This is a genomic window from Anaeromyxobacter diazotrophicus, from assembly GCF_013340205.1.
Lineage (GTDB): Bacteria > Myxococcota > Myxococcia > Myxococcales > Anaeromyxobacteraceae > Anaeromyxobacter_A > Anaeromyxobacter_A diazotrophicus.
The window spans coordinates 302,743-317,978 of sequence record NZ_BJTG01000004.1 but is presented as its reverse complement, the minus strand read 5'-3'; the positions used below and the strand labels follow the sequence as shown (position 1 = coordinate 317,978).

The 15,236-nt window shown below is 73.9% G+C and carries 13 protein-coding genes; 1 reads left to right on the top strand and 12 read right to left on the bottom strand.

Annotation, left to right across the window (positions count from 1 at the left end; all coding sequences use genetic code 11):
* Positions 1 to 25 precede the first annotated feature (25 nt).
* From HWY08_RS10065 to dnaK, 5 genes are all read right to left on the bottom strand, one after another.
* Entirely contained in the window at positions 26 to 970 is a 945-nt protein-coding gene (locus tag HWY08_RS10065) for an ATP-grasp domain-containing protein (protein WP_176064733.1), read from the bottom strand.
* Positions 971 to 1,058: 88 nt separating this feature from the next.
* A complete protein-coding gene (locus HWY08_RS10060; RefSeq protein WP_176064732.1) occupies positions 1,059 to 2,258 on the bottom strand; it encodes a cache domain-containing protein in 1,200 nt (399 codons plus the stop codon).
* On the bottom strand, positions 2,255 to 2,836 hold the full coding sequence (locus HWY08_RS10055; RefSeq protein ID WP_176064731.1) for a roadblock/LC7 domain-containing protein: 582 nt from the start codon (positions 2,834 to 2,836) through the stop codon (positions 2,255 to 2,257). The genes HWY08_RS10060 and HWY08_RS10055 overlap by 4 nt, the downstream gene beginning before the upstream one ends.
* 16 nt (positions 2,837 to 2,852) lie before the next feature.
* A complete protein-coding gene (locus HWY08_RS10050; RefSeq protein ID WP_176064730.1) occupies positions 2,853 to 3,569 on the bottom strand; it encodes a DUF4388 domain-containing protein in 717 nt (238 codons plus the stop codon).
* A 200-nt stretch (positions 3,570 to 3,769) separates the two neighbouring features.
* Positions 3,770 to 5,674 carry a molecular chaperone DnaK gene (gene dnaK / locus HWY08_RS10045; RefSeq protein WP_176064729.1) on the bottom strand — a complete coding sequence of 635 codons (1,905 nt, stop codon included), beginning with the start codon at positions 5,672 to 5,674 and terminating at the stop codon, positions 3,770 to 3,772.
* A 271-nt stretch (positions 5,675 to 5,945) separates the two neighbouring features.
* Here dnaK and HWY08_RS10040 point away from each other — a divergent pair, with 271 nt between their 5' ends.
* On the top strand, positions 5,946 to 7,019 hold the full coding sequence (locus HWY08_RS10040; protein ID WP_235969558.1) for a diacylglycerol/lipid kinase family protein: 1,074 nt from the start codon (positions 5,946 to 5,948) through the stop codon (positions 7,017 to 7,019).
* Positions 7,020 to 7,048: 29 nt separating this feature from the next.
* On the opposite strand, the gene HWY08_RS10035 is transcribed toward HWY08_RS10040, so the two are convergent.
* The 7 genes from HWY08_RS10035 to HWY08_RS10005 form a co-directional block, all read right to left on the bottom strand.
* Positions 7,049 to 7,330, bottom strand: a complete 282-nt coding sequence (locus HWY08_RS10035) for a DUF493 domain-containing protein (RefSeq protein ID WP_176064728.1) — start codon at positions 7,328 to 7,330, stop codon at positions 7,049 to 7,051.
* 83 nt (positions 7,331 to 7,413) lie between these two features.
* Positions 7,414 to 8,733, bottom strand: coding sequence for a PhoH family protein (locus tag HWY08_RS10030; RefSeq protein ID WP_176064727.1), 1,320 nt, complete (start codon positions 8,731 to 8,733; stop codon positions 7,414 to 7,416).
* 147 nt (positions 8,734 to 8,880) lie between these two features.
* Complete coding sequence (locus tag HWY08_RS10025) at positions 8,881 to 11,112, bottom strand: sensor domain-containing diguanylate cyclase (RefSeq protein ID WP_235969557.1); 2,232 nt, start codon at positions 11,110 to 11,112, stop codon at positions 8,881 to 8,883.
* Positions 11,113 to 11,165: 53 nt separating this feature from the next.
* Complete coding sequence (locus tag HWY08_RS10020) at positions 11,166 to 11,459, bottom strand: FtsB family cell division protein (protein ID WP_176064725.1); 294 nt, start codon at positions 11,457 to 11,459, stop codon at positions 11,166 to 11,168.
* Between the two features lie 110 nt (positions 11,460 to 11,569).
* Entirely contained in the window at positions 11,570 to 12,820 is a 1,251-nt protein-coding gene (locus HWY08_RS10015; protein ID WP_235969556.1) for an HlyD family secretion protein, read from the bottom strand.
* Positions 12,821 to 12,827: 7 nt separating this feature from the next.
* Complete coding sequence (locus tag HWY08_RS10010) at positions 12,828 to 14,447, bottom strand: DHA2 family efflux MFS transporter permease subunit (protein ID WP_235969555.1); 1,620 nt, start codon at positions 14,445 to 14,447, stop codon at positions 12,828 to 12,830.
* Positions 14,444 to 15,076: a TetR/AcrR family transcriptional regulator gene (locus HWY08_RS10005; RefSeq protein WP_176064724.1), complete on the bottom strand. Its 633-nt coding sequence runs from the start codon at positions 15,074 to 15,076 to the stop codon at positions 14,444 to 14,446. Before HWY08_RS10005 ends, HWY08_RS10010 begins: the two co-directional genes overlap by 4 nt.
* Positions 15,077 to 15,236: the final 160 nt, after the last annotated feature.

Here is a 15,236-nt window from a genome sequence, read left to right as displayed (position 1 = left end):
GAGACGGCCCGGGGACCCCAACTATTCACGGCAGCTGGGCCCGCCGGGGCGCCGCGCCGCGCCGGCCGCGGGCGAGCCCCAGCGGCGCCGGGCGGGCCGCGCGGAGCTCCTCGGCCCGCGCCACGATCGCGGCCGCGACGTCCACGCCGCACGCCTCCTCCGCCTCGCGCAGCCCGGGCGAGCTGTTCACCTCGAACACGAGCGGGCCGCCCTTCACCTCGAGCATGTCGACGGCGCACACCTCGAGGCCCACCACCCGCGCCGTCTCGACGGCCACCCGCGCGTCCTCCAGCGGCAGCCGGCACGCCTCGATGCGCGCGCCCCGGGCCAGCGTGCGCGCGAAGCGGCCCGCGCGCGGCCGGCGCCGCAGCGCCGCCACCACCCGGCCGCCCACCACGAAGGCGCGCAGGTCGCGGCCGCGCGCCCCCTTCACGTACTGCTGCACCACGATGTTCTGCCCGAGGCCCAGGATCGCCTCCAGCGCGGCCTCGAGCGAGGGCAACGACTCGCAGATCATGAGCCCGGTCTTCTCGCTCTGCGCGACCAGCTTCACCAGCACCGGCAGGCCCCCGACGTGCTTCACCATGTCCTTCAGGCCGGAGGCGTCGCTCGCCATGACCGTGAGCGGCACGCCGATGCCGCGCCCGGCGAGGAGCTGCAGGCAGCGCATCTTGTTGCGGGAGGCGGAGATGCCCTGCGCCGAGTTGAGGACGGTCACCCCGAGCAGCTGCAGCTGGTTCACCACCGCCAGCCCGTACTGGTTCACGGAGAGCGCGATGCGGGGGATGACCACGTCGGTGCGCGGGAAGGGCGCGCGTCGGTGGTACAGCGCCGGAGCCGTGCCGCCGAGCCCCATCTCGACCTGCACCGGGTCGAGCACGCGCGCGCGGTGACCGCGCGCGCGCGCCGCCTCGACGAGCCGCCGGGTGGTGTAGATGGCGCTGGAGCGGCTGAGGATGGTGAGGTGCACCGCCGGATGGTAGGGCCGCCGGGGCGGCGGCGCCAGCGCGCGCTCGCGGCGCCGGCGCGGGCCGCGGGTCCCGCGCCGGGGCGCTCCGTCAGGCGGCGGGGGGGCGGCCCACCTGCCGCGCCGCCTGCTTGCGGTCGGCCAGCGCGCGCAGCGTGTTCCCCACCAGGGCCAGGAACTCGCCGAAGAACCGCTCGAACCGGCCGATCTCGTCGTCGTTCGTCGCCACCACCGCCGCCCCGACGCCGTAGTCGCCGCCGGCGAGCCGCACCGACAGGTCCTCCATGGTCCCGGTCATGCGGCGCAGGCGGCCGAAGATGAGGCGCTCCACCAGCAGGAAGATGAGGCCGCAGGCGACGAGGGCGAGGGCCACCACGAAGGCGAGCGCCTGCACCAGGCTGGCGCGCATCCCCGCGTTGAGGGCGCTGATGTCGTGCCGCACCACCAGCCCGCCCACCACCGTGCCCGAGGCGTCGCGCACCGGCACCACGCCGCGGACGAAGGCGGCGCCGCCCCGGCCCTCCTCGCTGAGGATCTGGCTGGCGCCGCCGCCGCCTGCGATGGCCGACGCGTCGACGATGGGGTCGGCGGTCGTGCTGTTCACCACCACCACCTCCGGCCAGTCGTCCCAGCCGTTGCGCTCCGCGCCGCGGGTGCGCGCCCACTCGCCCTGGTCGATGAAGCGCTTCGCGATGAACATGGCGAAGTCGTTCCCGGTCTGCGCCTTCATCTTGCCGAGGAAGTGCTGGATGCCCTCCCCGAGCTCCATGTACCCGATGAGCTTGCCGTCGACGACGAACGGCCGCCCCACGCGGAGGGCGAACTCGCTCTTGCCGAGCTCCTTGCCGGCCGAGGTCTCCTGCCGCGCCATGGCGCGGAGGAGGCCCTGCCGCTCGATCACGTCCCCGAACTTGGCCGGGAGGTGAGGGCGGAAGAACATCTTGCGGGTCTCGGGCTCGACGAAGTTCCAGTGCCCGATGCCGTGCTCCGCCTTGAGCGCGTGGTGGATGGGCGCGGTCACGGCGGCGAGCCGCTCGCGGTCCTTGGCCGCGAACGCCTCCCGGATGGCCGGGTTGAGGACGAGGGTGTCGAGCACGGTCGAGAGCTTCTCGACGTCGTTGCGCTCGAGGTCCTCGTAGGCGGTGGAGGCGGAGCGGAGCGCGTCCTCGGAGGCGCTCCGGACGGCCCGCGCGTAGAGCGCGCGCACGAGCCCGGCGCTGGCCAGCCCGGAGGCGCTCAAGATGAGGACCACGGACACGACCAGCTTCACGCGGATGGAGAGGCTCTTCATGGGGTGGGATCTCCGGCACGGAAGGGCTGGCCCAGCACGGCGGTCGCGGCCGCCTCGAGCTTCTTCAGCTTGTCGGGGTCGTCGGGGCTGTCGGGGTCGACGAGGTCGAGCGCGAAGCCCGCCTTGAGGGCGATCTGTCCGCGCAGCTTGAAGCGGTCGCCGCCGCTCCGCAGGATGAGCTCGTCCACGCGCTGGACCGCGCGGTGGAGCGCCCCCGCGCCGGGGCGGCCGGGGCGCTCGCGCACGGCGCGCTCGAGCTTCTTGACCACGCTCGAGGCCGACATGGTGAGGAACGGCAGGTTGATGCTGGGCGCGCACAGGAAGAGGAGCTGACCGCCGCCCTCGAGCCCCTTCACCACCACCCGCGCGCCGGCGAAGCGGAAGTCGGCCAGCGCCGCCTTGCCCACCGCCGCCTCCAGGCCGGGGGCGCGCGCCGCCAGGACCGCGGCCGCGCGCTCGGCCTGCGCCGGGTCCACCGCCGGTGGGAAGGCCTGGGCGAGGAGCTGCCCCTCCCCGTCGCAGAGGAGGCTCCCCACCACCCCGGGGACCGCGTTGAGCTGCGCCAGGAGCTCGTGCATGGCCACCCCTCCCCGTTCAGCGGCCCTTGACGAGGGCGGCGCGCACGCCGGCCTCGACGGAGCCCAGCTCGTGATCGGCCCGGACCACCACCGCCAGCGACTGCGCCTTGCCCGCCAGCAGGAGCAGGTGCCGGCGCGCGCCCTGGACGGCGACCGAGCGGAGCTCGCCCGCCTGGAACAGCGCGCCCAGCTCGGCGGCCATCATCGCGACGTAGCAGGCCTGACCCGCCACGACCTCCGCCTCGTAGCCGCCCTCGCTGGCGCGCTTGCCGTCCCGCGTGACCAGCACCGCCTCCGCCACCCCGGGCACCCGGCGCGCCGCCTCGACGGCGGCGCTCGCCCCGCCTGCGGCCGCGGGCGGCGGCGCGGCCGCGGGGGCGCGCCCGGAGCGCCGCTCGTCCACCACGCGCAGCGCGTCGATGAGGAGGTGCTCGCAGCTCTTGTGGAGGGTGCGCCGGGCGGCGACCACGTTCGGCTCGACGCTGAACCGGCCGCGCGGCCAGGCCAGGATCTCGCGGAAGGCCTCCTCCCCGACCAGCTCGCCGCGCTCGGCGTGCACGATCTCGCCGTCGCGGAAGAAGATGACGCCCAGCGCGCCCTCGTGCTCGATGCGGAAGCAGCCCGAGAAGCGGTTCTGCGCGTTGAGCTGGAGCAGATCGGACAGGCCGAGGCCCGCCACCCCCCCCTCGAAGCCATCGGCGGCCCGGCCCACCGCGTCGTCTGCGAGCGTCATGTCCCGATCTCCCCGGACGCGATGATAGACGGGTTTGCCTCACCGTGAAGGAGGGCGCGGGGCCACGCGACAACGGGACTCAGTGGGTGCACGTCGCACCTCACCCCACCCGGTGCGTCGCGCGCGACGCACCAGACGCAGGAACGCCCGCGATCCGGGTGGACCGCGGGCGTTCCCAGCGCTCCGGCGCCGCGGGGGCGTCAGACCTGCTTGTACTCGGCGTCGACGACGTCGTCCTTCTTGCCGGCCCCACCCTCCGGCGGCGGCGGCTGCTGCGGCCCGCCGTCGGCGCCCCCAGCGGCGGCGCCCGCCGTCTTGTAGAGCTCCTCGGCCGCCTTGTGGCTCGCCTTCTCGAGGCGCTCGACCGCCGCCTTGACCTCCTCGGCGGAGCCCTTCTCGCGCACCTCGTGGACCTTCTTCACCGCCTCCTCGATCTCGCTCACCGTCGCCGCGGCCAGCTTCTCCTTGTTGTCCTTGACGAGCTTCTCCATCTGGTAGGCGAGGTTCTCGGCGCGGTTCTTCTGCTCCACCTCCTCGCGGCGCTTCTTGTCCTCCGCCTCGTGGGCGCTCGCGTCGGCCACCATCTTCTCCACCTCGTCCTTGGCCAGGCCCGAGGAGTGGGTGATGGTGATCTTCGTCTCCTTGCCGGTGCCCTTGTCCTTGGCCGAGACGTTGAGGATGCCGTTCGCGTCGATGTCGAACGTCACCTCGATCTGCGGCAGGCCGCGCGGCGCGGGCGGCAGGCCCTCCAGGTGGAAGCGCCCCAGCGTGCGGTTGTCGCGCGCCATCTCGCGCTCGCCCTGCAGGACGTGGATCTCGACCGAGGTCTGGCCGTCCGAGGCGGTGGAGAACGTCTCCGACCGCTTGCAGGGGATGGTGGTGTTGCGGTCGATGAGCTTCGTCATCACGCCGCCCAGCGTCTCCACGCCCAGCGAGAGCGGGGTCACGTCGAGGAGGAGGATGTCCTTCACCTCGCCCGAGAGCACGCCCGCCTGGACCGCGGCGCCGATGGCCACCACCTCGTCCGGGTTGACGGTGCGGTTCGGCTCCTTGCCGAAGAACTTCTTCACCGCGGCGAGGATGGCCGGCATGCGCGTCTGCCCGCCCACCATCACCACCTCGTCGATCTGCGCCGGCTCGAGCTTGGCGTCGGCCAGGCACTTCCGGGTCGGCTCGAGCGAGCGGGTGATGAGGGGCTCCACCAGCTGCTCCAGCTTGGCGCGGGAGAGCTTGATGGCGAGGTGCTTCGGGCCGGTCTGGTCGGCGGTGAGGAACGGGAGGTTGATCTCCGTCTCCATCATCGACGACAGCTCGATCTTCGCCTTCTCGGCCGCCTCCTTGAGGCGCTGCAGCACCATCTTGTCCTTGGAGACGTCGATGCCGGTGTCCTTCTTGAACTCGGCGATGAGCCAGTCGATGACGAGCTGGTCGATGTTGTCGCCGCCGAGGTGCGTGTCGCCGTTGGTGGCGAGCACCTCCACCACGTTCTCGCCGACCTCCAGGATCGAGATGTCGAAGGTGCCGCCGCCGAAGTCGTAGACGGCGATCTTCTCGTTCTTCTTCTTGTCGAGCCCGTACGCGAGCGCGGCCGCGGTGGGCTCGTTCACGATCCGGCGCACGTTGAGGCCGGCGATCTCGCCGGCGTCCTTGGTGGCCTGGCGCTGGGCGTCGTTGAAGTAGGCCGGCACCGTGATCACGGCGTCGGTCACCTTCTCGCCCAGGTAGGTCTCGGCGGCGCGCTTCAGCTTGAGCAGCACCTGCGCGCTGATCTCGGGCGGCGAGTATTGCTTGCCGTCGATCGCGATGCGGGCGTCGCCGTTCGGCCCCTCCACCACGTGGTAGGGGACGCGCTTCACCTCCTCGCCGACCTCCGAGTAGCGCCGGCCCATGAACCGCTTGATGGAGTAGATGGTCTTCTCGGGGTTGGTGATGGCCTGCCGCTTGGCCACCTGCCCGACCAGCCGCTCGCTGTCCTTCGTGTAGGCGACGACCGACGGGGTGAGGCGCGAGCCCTCCTCGTTCGTGATGACGACGGGCTCCTTGCCCTCCATCACGGCCACCACGGAGTTCGTGGTGCCCAGGTCGATGCCGATGATCTTCGCCATGTGGGAAATCCTCCTGACGGGGGCAACCTAAGTCCGCGGATCGGGGTGTCAAACGCGCTCGGCTCGCCGCCTGGCGGACGGCCGAGCCGCGTAGCGCGCTACGCAGTTGGCACCCTCCCGACGCAATGCCGCACCCACAAGGGAGCACCTTTCTTGCCGGCCATCAATCGGAATGTCGAGGGGATAGCCCGGATGACGCGCCGTGGCACCCGGCTTGCTCAGGACCGTGGCGCGGTCGTCATACCGGCACCACGGGACAGGAGACGCCTCGATGATGACGTACTCCGCACTTCGGATGAGGAGCACCCCGGCCACCCGGCCGGGCTTCGCCGTGCTCCTCAACGCGAACGCGAGGCAGGTGGACACCGCCCTGCGGGCGTCCCTGCAGCGCATCGTCCCCGAGGACGACCTCTTCTTCTCCCGCTCGGCCACCGAGGCGCACGACATCGCCGAGGCGGTCGTGACGCGCGGCTACAAGACGGTATTCACCGGCGGCGGCGACGGCACCTTCGTCGGCTGGGTGAACCACATCCTCGATGGGGCCGAGCGCCGCGGCGTCCAGGCGCCGCGCTTCGGCGTGCTGGCGCTCGGGACCGGGAACGCGGTCGCGGGCGTGGTCGGCGCCCGCCCGTCGGCCCACGTGGAGGAGCTGGCCGCCTTCGCCACCGGCGCGGCGCAGCGCGTGCGGCGCGTGCAGCTCCTCGCCTGCGACGGCAAGCGGACGCCCTTCGCCGGCGTGGGCGTCGACGCCGCCGTCATCAACGACTACGGCTGGATCAAGCAACGGCTCTCCGGAACGGCGCTCCGTCGCCTCTCCGTCGGCGTACCGGGCTACGCGCTCTCGGCCGCGCTGCGCACCGCGCCGCGCTACCTCGCGGAGCGCGGCGCCGCCTACTGCGAGATCACCAACCTGGGCGGCCCCGCCTACCGCCTCGACGGCCAGGGCCGGCAGGTCGGCGCCCCGGTCGGCCAAGGCGAGCCGCTCTACGCCGGCCCTTGCATGATGGCAGCCGCCAGCACCGTGCCGTTCTACGGCTTCGGCATGCGCGCCTTCCCGTTCGCGGAGGCGCGCCCGGGCATGCTGCAGCTCCGCGTGGCAACCCGGCTCTCGGTCCCCTCGGTGCTGTGGAACCTGCCGCGGATCTGGTCGGGCGAGTGGACGAACCCGGGCCTGCTCGACTTCCACGCCGAGCGGGTGAAGGTACAGTTCGACCGGCCCATGCCGCTGCAGATCGGCGGCGACGCCGAGGGGTGGCGCGAGGAGATCACGTTCGCGCTGGCGCCCCCGGGCGTGGAGATGATCGACTTCACCCCCACCCCGCCCCGCCCCACCCTCGTGAACTGATGGCGCGGGGCCCGAGGCCCCGCCGCCGTTCACAGGTAGTACACGACCCGCGCATCCTCGTGCAGCGCCAGGTACACGGCGCGCCGCTGCTCCTCGCTCGCGAGCACCGTCACCACCGACACCGCGTGGTACTTCCCGGCCGCGCTGGCGCGGACCCTCACGCGCTCCGGCGGCGCGGCGCCAGCCACCCGCTCGACCAGGCGGCGGGCGTGCTCGGCGAAGTCGTCGCCGGCCAGGCCCATGATCTTGAACTCGTACTCGAGCGGGTAGTCGAGCTTCACGCCGCTCGCCGCTCCCGGGTCGTCGGTCATGAGATCAACATAACGGCGTCGCCGAGGGCGGCGGGGGGCGAGCCCCCGCCCCTACAGCAGGTGCGGGGGACAGGCCCCCGCCCCTACAGCAGGTTCGCCGCCAGCTCGGCCAGCGGGCTGCGCTCGCCCTTCGACATGGTGACGTGCCCGGCCAGCCGCTCGTTCTTGAAGCGGTTGGCGACGTGGATGAGGCCGTTGTTGGTGGCGTCCACGTACGGGTTGTCGATCTGGTAGGGGTCGCCGGTGAGGACGATCTTCGTCCCGTCGCCGCAGCGGGTGATGATGGTCTTCACCTCGTGCGGCGTGAGGTTCTGCGCCTCGTCCACGATGATGTACTGGTTCGGGATGGAGCGGCCGCGGATGTAGGTGAGCGGCTCGATCTCCATGATCCCGAGGTCGATGAGCTCGTGGTAGCCGCGCCCCTGCTTCTTCTCGGAGCGCGACAGGTTCATGAGGTACTCGACGTTGTCGAAGATGGGCTGCATCCAGGGGTTGAGCTTCTCCTCCACGTCGCCGGGCAGGTAGCCGATGTCGCGGCCGAGCGGGAAGATGGGCCGCGAGACGAGCAGCTTGCCGTAGACGCTCTCCTCCATCGCCTTCTGCAGGCCGGCCGCGATGGCGAGCAGCGTCTTGCCGGTGCCGGCCTTGCCGACGATGGTGACGAGGCGGATCTCGTCGTTGAGCAGGAGGTCGAGCGCGAAGGACTGCTCCTTGTTGCGGGGCCGGATGCCCCACACGCCCTCCTTCGGGATCTTGATGAGCGGGACGTAGGCCTGCTTCGCCGCGCTGTACTTGCCCACCGCGCTGTGCTGCGGGTTCGACTTGTCCCGCAGCACCACGAACTCGTTCGGCGGCGGCGGGTCGAGCGCGGGCTCCACCGCCACCGAGCCGTCGGTGTAGAAGGCGTTCACCGCCTCGGGCCCGACGTCGACCTCGGCCACTCCGGTCCAGAGCGTGTCGAGGTTCACCTCCTCGACGTCGTAGTCCTCGGCGTGGAGCCCGACCGCGTCCGCGCGGATGCGGAGGTTCGTGTCCTTGGTGACGAAGACCGCCGGGAGCGTCTCCCGGTCGCGGACGTCGAGCGCGGTGGCCAGGATGTGGTTGTCGACGGAGTGCCCCTCGCCGATCTCGGGCGGGAGCTTGTGCGTGCCGATGAGCACGCGGATGGTCCCCTTGTCGGGGCCCAGCGACACGCCGTCTCCCAGGCTCCCCTGCACCCGGAACTCGTCGAGGTAGCGGCTCACCTGGCGCGCGTTGCGGCCGAGCGACGACAGGTCCCGCTTGAAGTTGTCGATCTCCTCGATGACGTGGATCGGGACGACGACGTTGTTGTCGCCGAAGCCGAAGATGGAACGCGGATCGTGGAGCAGGACGTTCGTGTCGAGGATGAAGTTCTTCTTCAAGGTCGCTCCGCTCCCTGGGCGCGCGGGTGTCCGGCCGGCCGCGATCTTAGCAGGCGCCGCCCTCCCGGAGCACCCTATCGCGCGCCTCCGTCAGCCGGCGGGGCGGCGGCCGCGGCGGGGAGGGAGAGGGCCAGCGCCCGCCGGCCCTCAGGCGCGGCGCGCCGCGCGCAGCTGGCCCAGCGCGACGGTCTGGTTCCGGCCGTGCCGCTTCGCGTGGTACAGGCCGCCGTCCGCCAGCTCCACCAGCTCCGCCTTCTGCCGCCCGTCGCCGGGGAAGGTCGCGACGCCGATGGAGATCGTCACCGAGAGTTCACCCTGCTCGGTCCGGAACCGTGCCCCGGCCACCTTCTCGCGGATGCGCTCGGCCGTGCGCAGCGCGCCCGCCTGGTCGGTCTCGGGCATGACGAGCGCGAACTCCTCGCCGCCGTACCGCGCCGCGACGTCGGTCACCCGCGCCTCCTTCTGCAGGATGCGCGCGACGCCCTTCAGCACCAGGTCGCCCACCGGATGACCCCAGGTGTCGTTCACCGACTTGAAGTGGTCGATGTCGGTGAGGAGCAGCGAGAGCTTCTTCCCGTAGCGCTGGGCGGCGGCGAGGTGCTCGTCGAGCCGGGCCTGGAAGGTGCGGTGGTTCACGAGCCCGGTGAGGCCGTCGGTGGTGGCGAGCCGCTCGGTGGCCTCGAACAGGCGGGCGCGCTGCAGCGCGTCTCCGGCCTGGAGGCCCAGGATCTCGAGCTGCCGCACCGCGTCCCCGTCGTACGCGAGCGGGCGGTGCGCCCCCACGACCAGCGTGCCCAGCACCGCGTCGCCGGTCCGCAGCGGCAGGATCTTGAGGGAGGAGAGGCCGCGCAGCCGGGTCTCCTCGTCGAACACGATCGCCTCGGAGAGGCGCAGCGCCTTGCCGGGCAAGGACGAGCCCAGCCGCACCGCGCAGGCGACGAGGCCCCCGTTGTCCGCGAACTCCTTCCCCTCCAGCTCGGCGGCGGTGGCGCCCCCGGCGAGGACCGCGCGCGCGACCTTGTGCCGGATGGACCCCGTCCCGTCGTCCTGCAGCGTGACCGCGCCGAAGTCCACCGTCACCATGTCGGCCGCCGCCGCCAGCACGGCGTCGAGCACCTGCCGCGGGGTGGTGACGCGGTTGAGCCGCTCGATGGCGCCGTAGAAGCGCTCCTGCTCCTCGCGCCGGGCGCGGCCGTCGCGGATGAGCCGCTCCGCCGCCGCCGCCCGCGCCAGCTCCGCCGCCACCGCCTCCAGCAGCCGCTCGTCCGCCTCGTCGAACGGGACGGCCTCGTCGCGATCGGCCAGCACCACCCCGCGCAGGTGACCACCCACCCGCGAGAGGAGCGGCACCGCCAGGAGCGCGCGCGGCGCTGGGCCGCCCTCGCGGTGGCGCAGCCCCCGCAGCTCGCCGTGCATCCGGACCGCGGCGCGGCGCTTCACCACCCCGCCCAGCGGCCCCTCGCCGGCGGCCAGCACCCGCGCCAGGCGGGAGCCCGCGCGCCCCTCCCACAGCCGCAGCTCGCGGTCGTCGTCGCTCAGCAGGTAGGCGCCGGCGGCGGTGGCCCGGAGGGCCGCGCCCGCGACGTCGAGCAGCCCGCGGGCGGCGCCGTCGGTCTCCAGCACCGCCGCCTCGCCCAGCCGCTCCGCCCGCTCGGCCCGGCCGCCCTCGGCCGCCTCGCCCGAGACGGCCAGCAGCCGGAGCTGGCGCGCCCGCTCGTCCAGCTCGCGCCGGCGCCGCTCCATGGCGGCCGCCTCCGCGCGCCGCCCGGCGGCGATCCGCGCGCCCAGGACCCCGTGGTAGAGGAGCGCGAAGAGCGCGATGAACCCGCCGCGCGCGGCCAGCCGCGGCAGGTCCGCCGCCACGCCCCCCTGCCCCCACCAGCCGCCGGCCTCGAGCGCGAGCGCGCCGGCCACGAGCGCCAGCCCCGGCCCGCGCGGGAGGGAGGCGGACAGCGCCGCCACCGCCAGGTAGACGAGCGGCTGGAGCGCGGCGTCGCGGGGGAGGCCGCCGGCCTCGGCGGCGCGGGTCAGCGCCGCCGCCGCGAGCAGCACCAGGGCGCCGAGCTCGAGCGCCTCGCGCGCGTCGAGCCGCCGCCCCGCCCTGCCCCGGCGCAGGCGCCGGACGAGCACGCCCGCCAGCGCGCCGGCCAGCAGGAGCCCCGCCGCGGCGTGCGCGCGCCCGAGCGGCGCCGCCGCCAGCGGGCGCGCCACGAGCAGCGCGGCCGTCATCACCGCCGCCAGCGCGGGGAGCGCCCGCAGCGCGGCGCGGCCGGCGCGGCGGCGGGCCGGCTCGCCCAGGAGGCCGTCGTCGCCGAGGAGCGCCGCCCAGGCCAGGACGAGCAGCGGCCGCGAGCGGGCTGCCGGGAGCCGGGAGCGCATCTCTCGCGCGCTCCCCACCGGCGCGCGCGGGGGCGCCGCGGCCGCGGGCGGGCTCACCGCGCCTCGCCTTCGTCGAGGCGGTAGACGATCTCGCCCGGCTTCACGTACCCGAGCTCCTCGCGCGCGGCGCGCTCGAGGGCGGCCGGGTCCCCGGAGAGCGCCTTCACCTCGCGCCGGAGCCGCAGCACGCTCTGCTCCAGCGCGGCGTTCTCCTCGGCCAGGCGCGCCACCTGGCGCTCCTGGAGGAGCGCCTTGCGCAGGCCGCCGGGATCGGCCGCCGAGAGGGCCAGCAGCGCCGTGAGGGCGGCCAGGTAGAGGGCGGTGCGGTGGCGGAAGAGGCGCTTCATCGGAGCTCCTCCGAGCTCGCCCCGGACGCTAGCAGCCACCCCCGATGGCGCAAGATTTCGGCCGGTTACGGGTGGGAGGGGCGCCTACCCCCGCGCCCCGCCGACCGCGCTCAGCGCGTGTGCACGGTCACGGTGGCGGACAGGCCGGCGCGCAGCGCGAGGTCCTTCGGCGGATCGACCCAGGCGATGCGGACCGGCACCCGCTCCACCACCTTCACGAAGTTCCCGGAGGCGTTGTCCGGCGGCAGGAGCGAGAAGCGCGCGCCGGTGCCGCCGGAGAGGCTCTCCACCTTCCCCTGCAGCGTCTTGCCGCCGTAGGCGTCCACCTCCACGTCGACGCGCTGCCCGGGGCGCATGGCCCCGACTTGCGTCTCCTTGAAGTTCGCCACGAGGTAGGTGGCGCTCGGGACGAGCTGGGCCACCGGCTGCGCCACCGCCACGAGCTGCCCCTCGCGCACCGTGAGCTTCGAGACCTGCCCGTCGGCGGGCGCCACCACCTGCGTGTAGCGGAGCTGCAGGCGCGCCAGGTCGAGCGCCGCCTGCGCGCTCTTCACCCGGGCGTGCGCCAGCTCCGCCCCGGCGTGGGCGGAGGCGATCTGCGCCGCCACGGGCGTGCTCTGCCCGAGGCGCCCCTCCGCCTCCCCCACCCGGCCGCGCGCCGTCTGCTTGGCCTCCTCGGCCGCGGCCAGGTTGGCGCGCGCGGAGGCCACGCCCGCCTCGGCCGACTCGGCCGCGGCCTCGACCGCGTCGAGCTGCGCCTGGGCGATGGCGTCGCCCGCGCGCAGCTGCCGCGCCCGGGTGAGATCGGCGCGCGCCTTCACCGCCTCCGCCTCGGCGCGGCGCTGGGCCGCCTGGGCGGCCGCGATCTGGGCGTCCGCCTGCTGCAGCGCCGCCGAGCTGGAGCTGACCGCCGCGCGGGCGCCGGCGAACCCGCCCCGGGCGCTCGCCTCCACCACCTGGACCTGCGCGTCGGCCGCGGCCGCCTGGGCCTGCGCGGTGGCGAGCTCGGCCTCGGCCTGCTGCGCCCGGGCGGCGTGATCGGCGGGGTCGAGCTCGAAGAGGAGGTCGCCCTTCTTCACCAGCTGGTCGTCGTGGACCGCCACCCGCAGGACCGCCCCGGCGACGCGCGGCGCGATCGGCACCACGTCCGCCTCGACCTGCGCGTCGTCGGTGGTCTCCTCGCCGCGGGTGAGGAAGAGGTGGAGCCCGAAGAGGAGCGCCAGGGCCGCCAGCGCCGCGGCGGCGGCGCGGACGAGCAGGCGCTTGCGGCCGCCGGGGCGCGCCTCCGGCGCGGGGTCGGGGACGGCGGCGGGGAGCGCGCGGGCGCTCGAGTCGTGGCCGGCCTGCATGGGGGGCGTCATGTCCGTGTCACTCCAGCGCCGCGTGCGCCGCACCCGCGGCGCCGTGGCGATTCACCTTGAGGAAGAGGAGGAGCGGCAGCACGCACAGGAAGACGAGCCCCGTCACGAGGAAGGTCTTCTCGAAGGCGAGCACCGCCGCCTGCTGCGTCACCTGGCCATTCAGCGCCGCCAGGGCGCCGGCCTTGGCGCTCACCGGGTCGAGCCCGCCGCGCGCGGCGAGCCCGGCCTGGAGCTGTCCGAGCCGCTCCACCACCTGCGGGTTCTCCGCGGTGACGTGGGCCGCCAGCGCGTGCCGGGCGTGGGTCTGGTAGCGCGACAGGAGGGTCGCGAACACCGCCAGGCCCATCGACCCGCCGATCTGGCGGAGGAGCGAGTTGAGGCCGGTGGCGTCGGTGAGCTTCGTCCGCTCCACGTTGGAGAGCGCGGTGGTGGTGAGGGGGACGAACAGGAAGCTGAAGCCCACCCCCTGCACCAGGATCTGCCGCACGATCTCGGCCGAGCTGCTCTGGAGCGTGACGTGCGAGAGGTTCACCGACCCCCAGGACACCAGCACCACCCCGATGCCGACCAGCAGGCGCGGCGAGACGCGGTTGTAGATGCGGCCGACGAGCGGCGTCGCGAGCATCATCACCCCCACCCGCGGCACCAGCACCAGGCCGGACTGGGTGGCGGTGAAGCCGAGCAGCTCCTGCATGAAGACCGGCAGGAGGAACATGCTCGCCATGAGCATGGCGAACATGACCGCGCCGATGAGCGTGCCGGAGCTGAAGACCGGGTCCTTGAAGAGGCGGACGTTGACGGCCGGCGCGCGGGCGGTGAGCTCGCGCCAGACGAAGCCGAGGAGCCCGAGCGCGGCCACCGCCGCGCAGGCGGCGATGGTGCGCGACTGGAACCAGTCGTCGCGCTGCCCCTCCTCCAGCACGTACTGCAGGCAGGCGAGGCCCACCGACAGGAGCGCGATGCCCTGCCAGTCGAGGTACTTGCGCTGCTCGGCGGCGGCGGCGCGGTTGGCGGCGCGGATGTCGTCCGGCTCCTCCACGAAGCGCCAGACCATGAACAGGCCCAGGATCCCGATGGGGAGGTTGATGAAGAAGATCCACGACCAGTGATAGTTGTCGACGATCCACCCGCCCAGCGTCGGGCCGATGGCCGGGCCGACCATCACCGCCATGGCGAAGACGGCCATGGCCATCCCCTGCTCCTTGGGCGGGAAGGTCTGGCGCAGGATGGCCTGCTCGGTCGGCTGCAGCGCGCCGGCGCCGAAGCCCTGCAGCGCCCGGTAGAAGACGAGCGTCCCGAGGCTGCCGGCGGTGCCGCACAGGGCCGAGCCGACCAAGAACAGCACCAGGCTCGCCAGGTAGACGCGCTTCTGGCCGAAGAAGCGGCCGAGGAAGGCGGTGAGCGGCATCACCACCACCGTCGCGATGACGAACCCGGTGGTGATCCAGGTGATCTCCTGCACGGTGGCGCCGACCGCGCCGCGGATCTGGGGCAGCGCCACGTTGACGATGGACGTGTCGATCGCGCCCATGAGCGTCCCGAAGCTCACCGCCACCGTGACGAGCCACTTGTTGGTGCGCGGGCGGGCCGGCGCGGCGGCCCCCGGCAGCGCGGCGGCGACGCTCACGGCCGCCGCCCCGCCCCGGCCAGGAAGAACTCCACCGCCTGGTCGAGCGTCGCGCCGGAGCAGGGCTGGCCGCGCGCGATCTCCCGCACCATGAGCGCGCGGACCATCCCCACCAGCAGCACCGGGAAGAGCTCGTGCCCCTCCTCGCGCAGCGCGCCCTCCGCCACCCCGCGCCGCACCAGCCGGGCGGCGCGCGCCACCATCTCCTCCGCCAGCGTGCGATCGCGCCGGGCGCGGTCGCCCGCCCGCGCCACCGTGGGCTCGGCGTGGACGAGCAGGGAGAGGTAGCCGCGGTGCTCGGCCCAGTGCGCCTCGAGCGCGCCCAGGAAGGCGCGCAGGGAGTCCGGGAACGGCCCGCCCCGCGAGGCGTCGAGCGCGGCGTCGAGCCGCGCCAGCAGCGCCGCGCGCCGCGAGCTGCGCAGCGCCTCCCAGAGCGCGTCCCGGTCCGCGAAGTGGTTGTAGAGCGTCCCGACGGCGATCCCGGCGCGGGTCGCGATGGACTCCATGCGCGCCCTGGCGCCCTCCTCGGCGAACGCCCGCTCGGCGGCGTCGAGGATGGCCTCGCCGGTGGCCTCCCGCAGGCGCTCGCGCAGCCGAACGGGCTTTTCGGATGCTGAATGCGGATTCATTTTCTGGAGACATGGATAAGACGCCTGAATACGGGCGTCAAGCGGGGCGCGGGGGCGGCGTGGTCTTGCCGCCGCAGGGGGGAGCGCGGATGGCCCTACCGTTCGCCGATCAGCGGCGCTCGCCAGGGGGCGGCGGGGTGGCCCTCCGCCGGAGCGCAGG

Coding starts and splice junctions, on each gene's coding strand:
- HWY08_RS10025 (WP_235969557.1), bottom strand. CDS start 11,112: ATGCGCTCCCGGCTCCCGGCAGCCCGCTCGCGGCCGCTGCTCGTCCTG.
- HWY08_RS10055 (WP_176064731.1), bottom strand. CDS start 2,836: ATGCACGAGCTCCTGGCGCAGCTCAACGCGGTCCCCGGGGTGGTGGGG.
- HWY08_RS10060 (WP_176064732.1), bottom strand. CDS start 2,258: ATGAAGAGCCTCTCCATCCGCGTGAAGCTGGTCGTGTCCGTGGTCCTC.
- dnaK (WP_176064729.1), bottom strand. CDS start 5,674: ATGGCGAAGATCATCGGCATCGACCTGGGCACCACGAACTCCGTGGTG.
- HWY08_RS10005 (WP_176064724.1), bottom strand. CDS start 15,076: ATGAATCCGCATTCAGCATCCGAAAAGCCCGTTCGGCTGCGCGAGCGC.
- HWY08_RS10050 (WP_176064730.1), bottom strand. CDS start 3,569: ATGACGCTCGCAGACGACGCGGTGGGCCGGGCCGCCGATGGCTTCGAG.
- HWY08_RS10020 (WP_176064725.1), bottom strand. CDS start 11,459: ATGAAGCGCCTCTTCCGCCACCGCACCGCCCTCTACCTGGCCGCCCTC.
- HWY08_RS10035 (WP_176064728.1), bottom strand. CDS start 7,330: ATGACCGACGACCCGGGAGCGGCGAGCGGCGTGAAGCTCGACTACCCG.
- HWY08_RS10015 (WP_235969556.1), bottom strand. CDS start 12,820: ATGACGCCCCCCATGCAGGCCGGCCACGACTCGAGCGCCCGCGCGCTC.
- HWY08_RS10040 (WP_235969558.1), top strand. CDS start 5,946: ATGATGACGTACTCCGCACTTCGGATGAGGAGCACCCCGGCCACCCGG.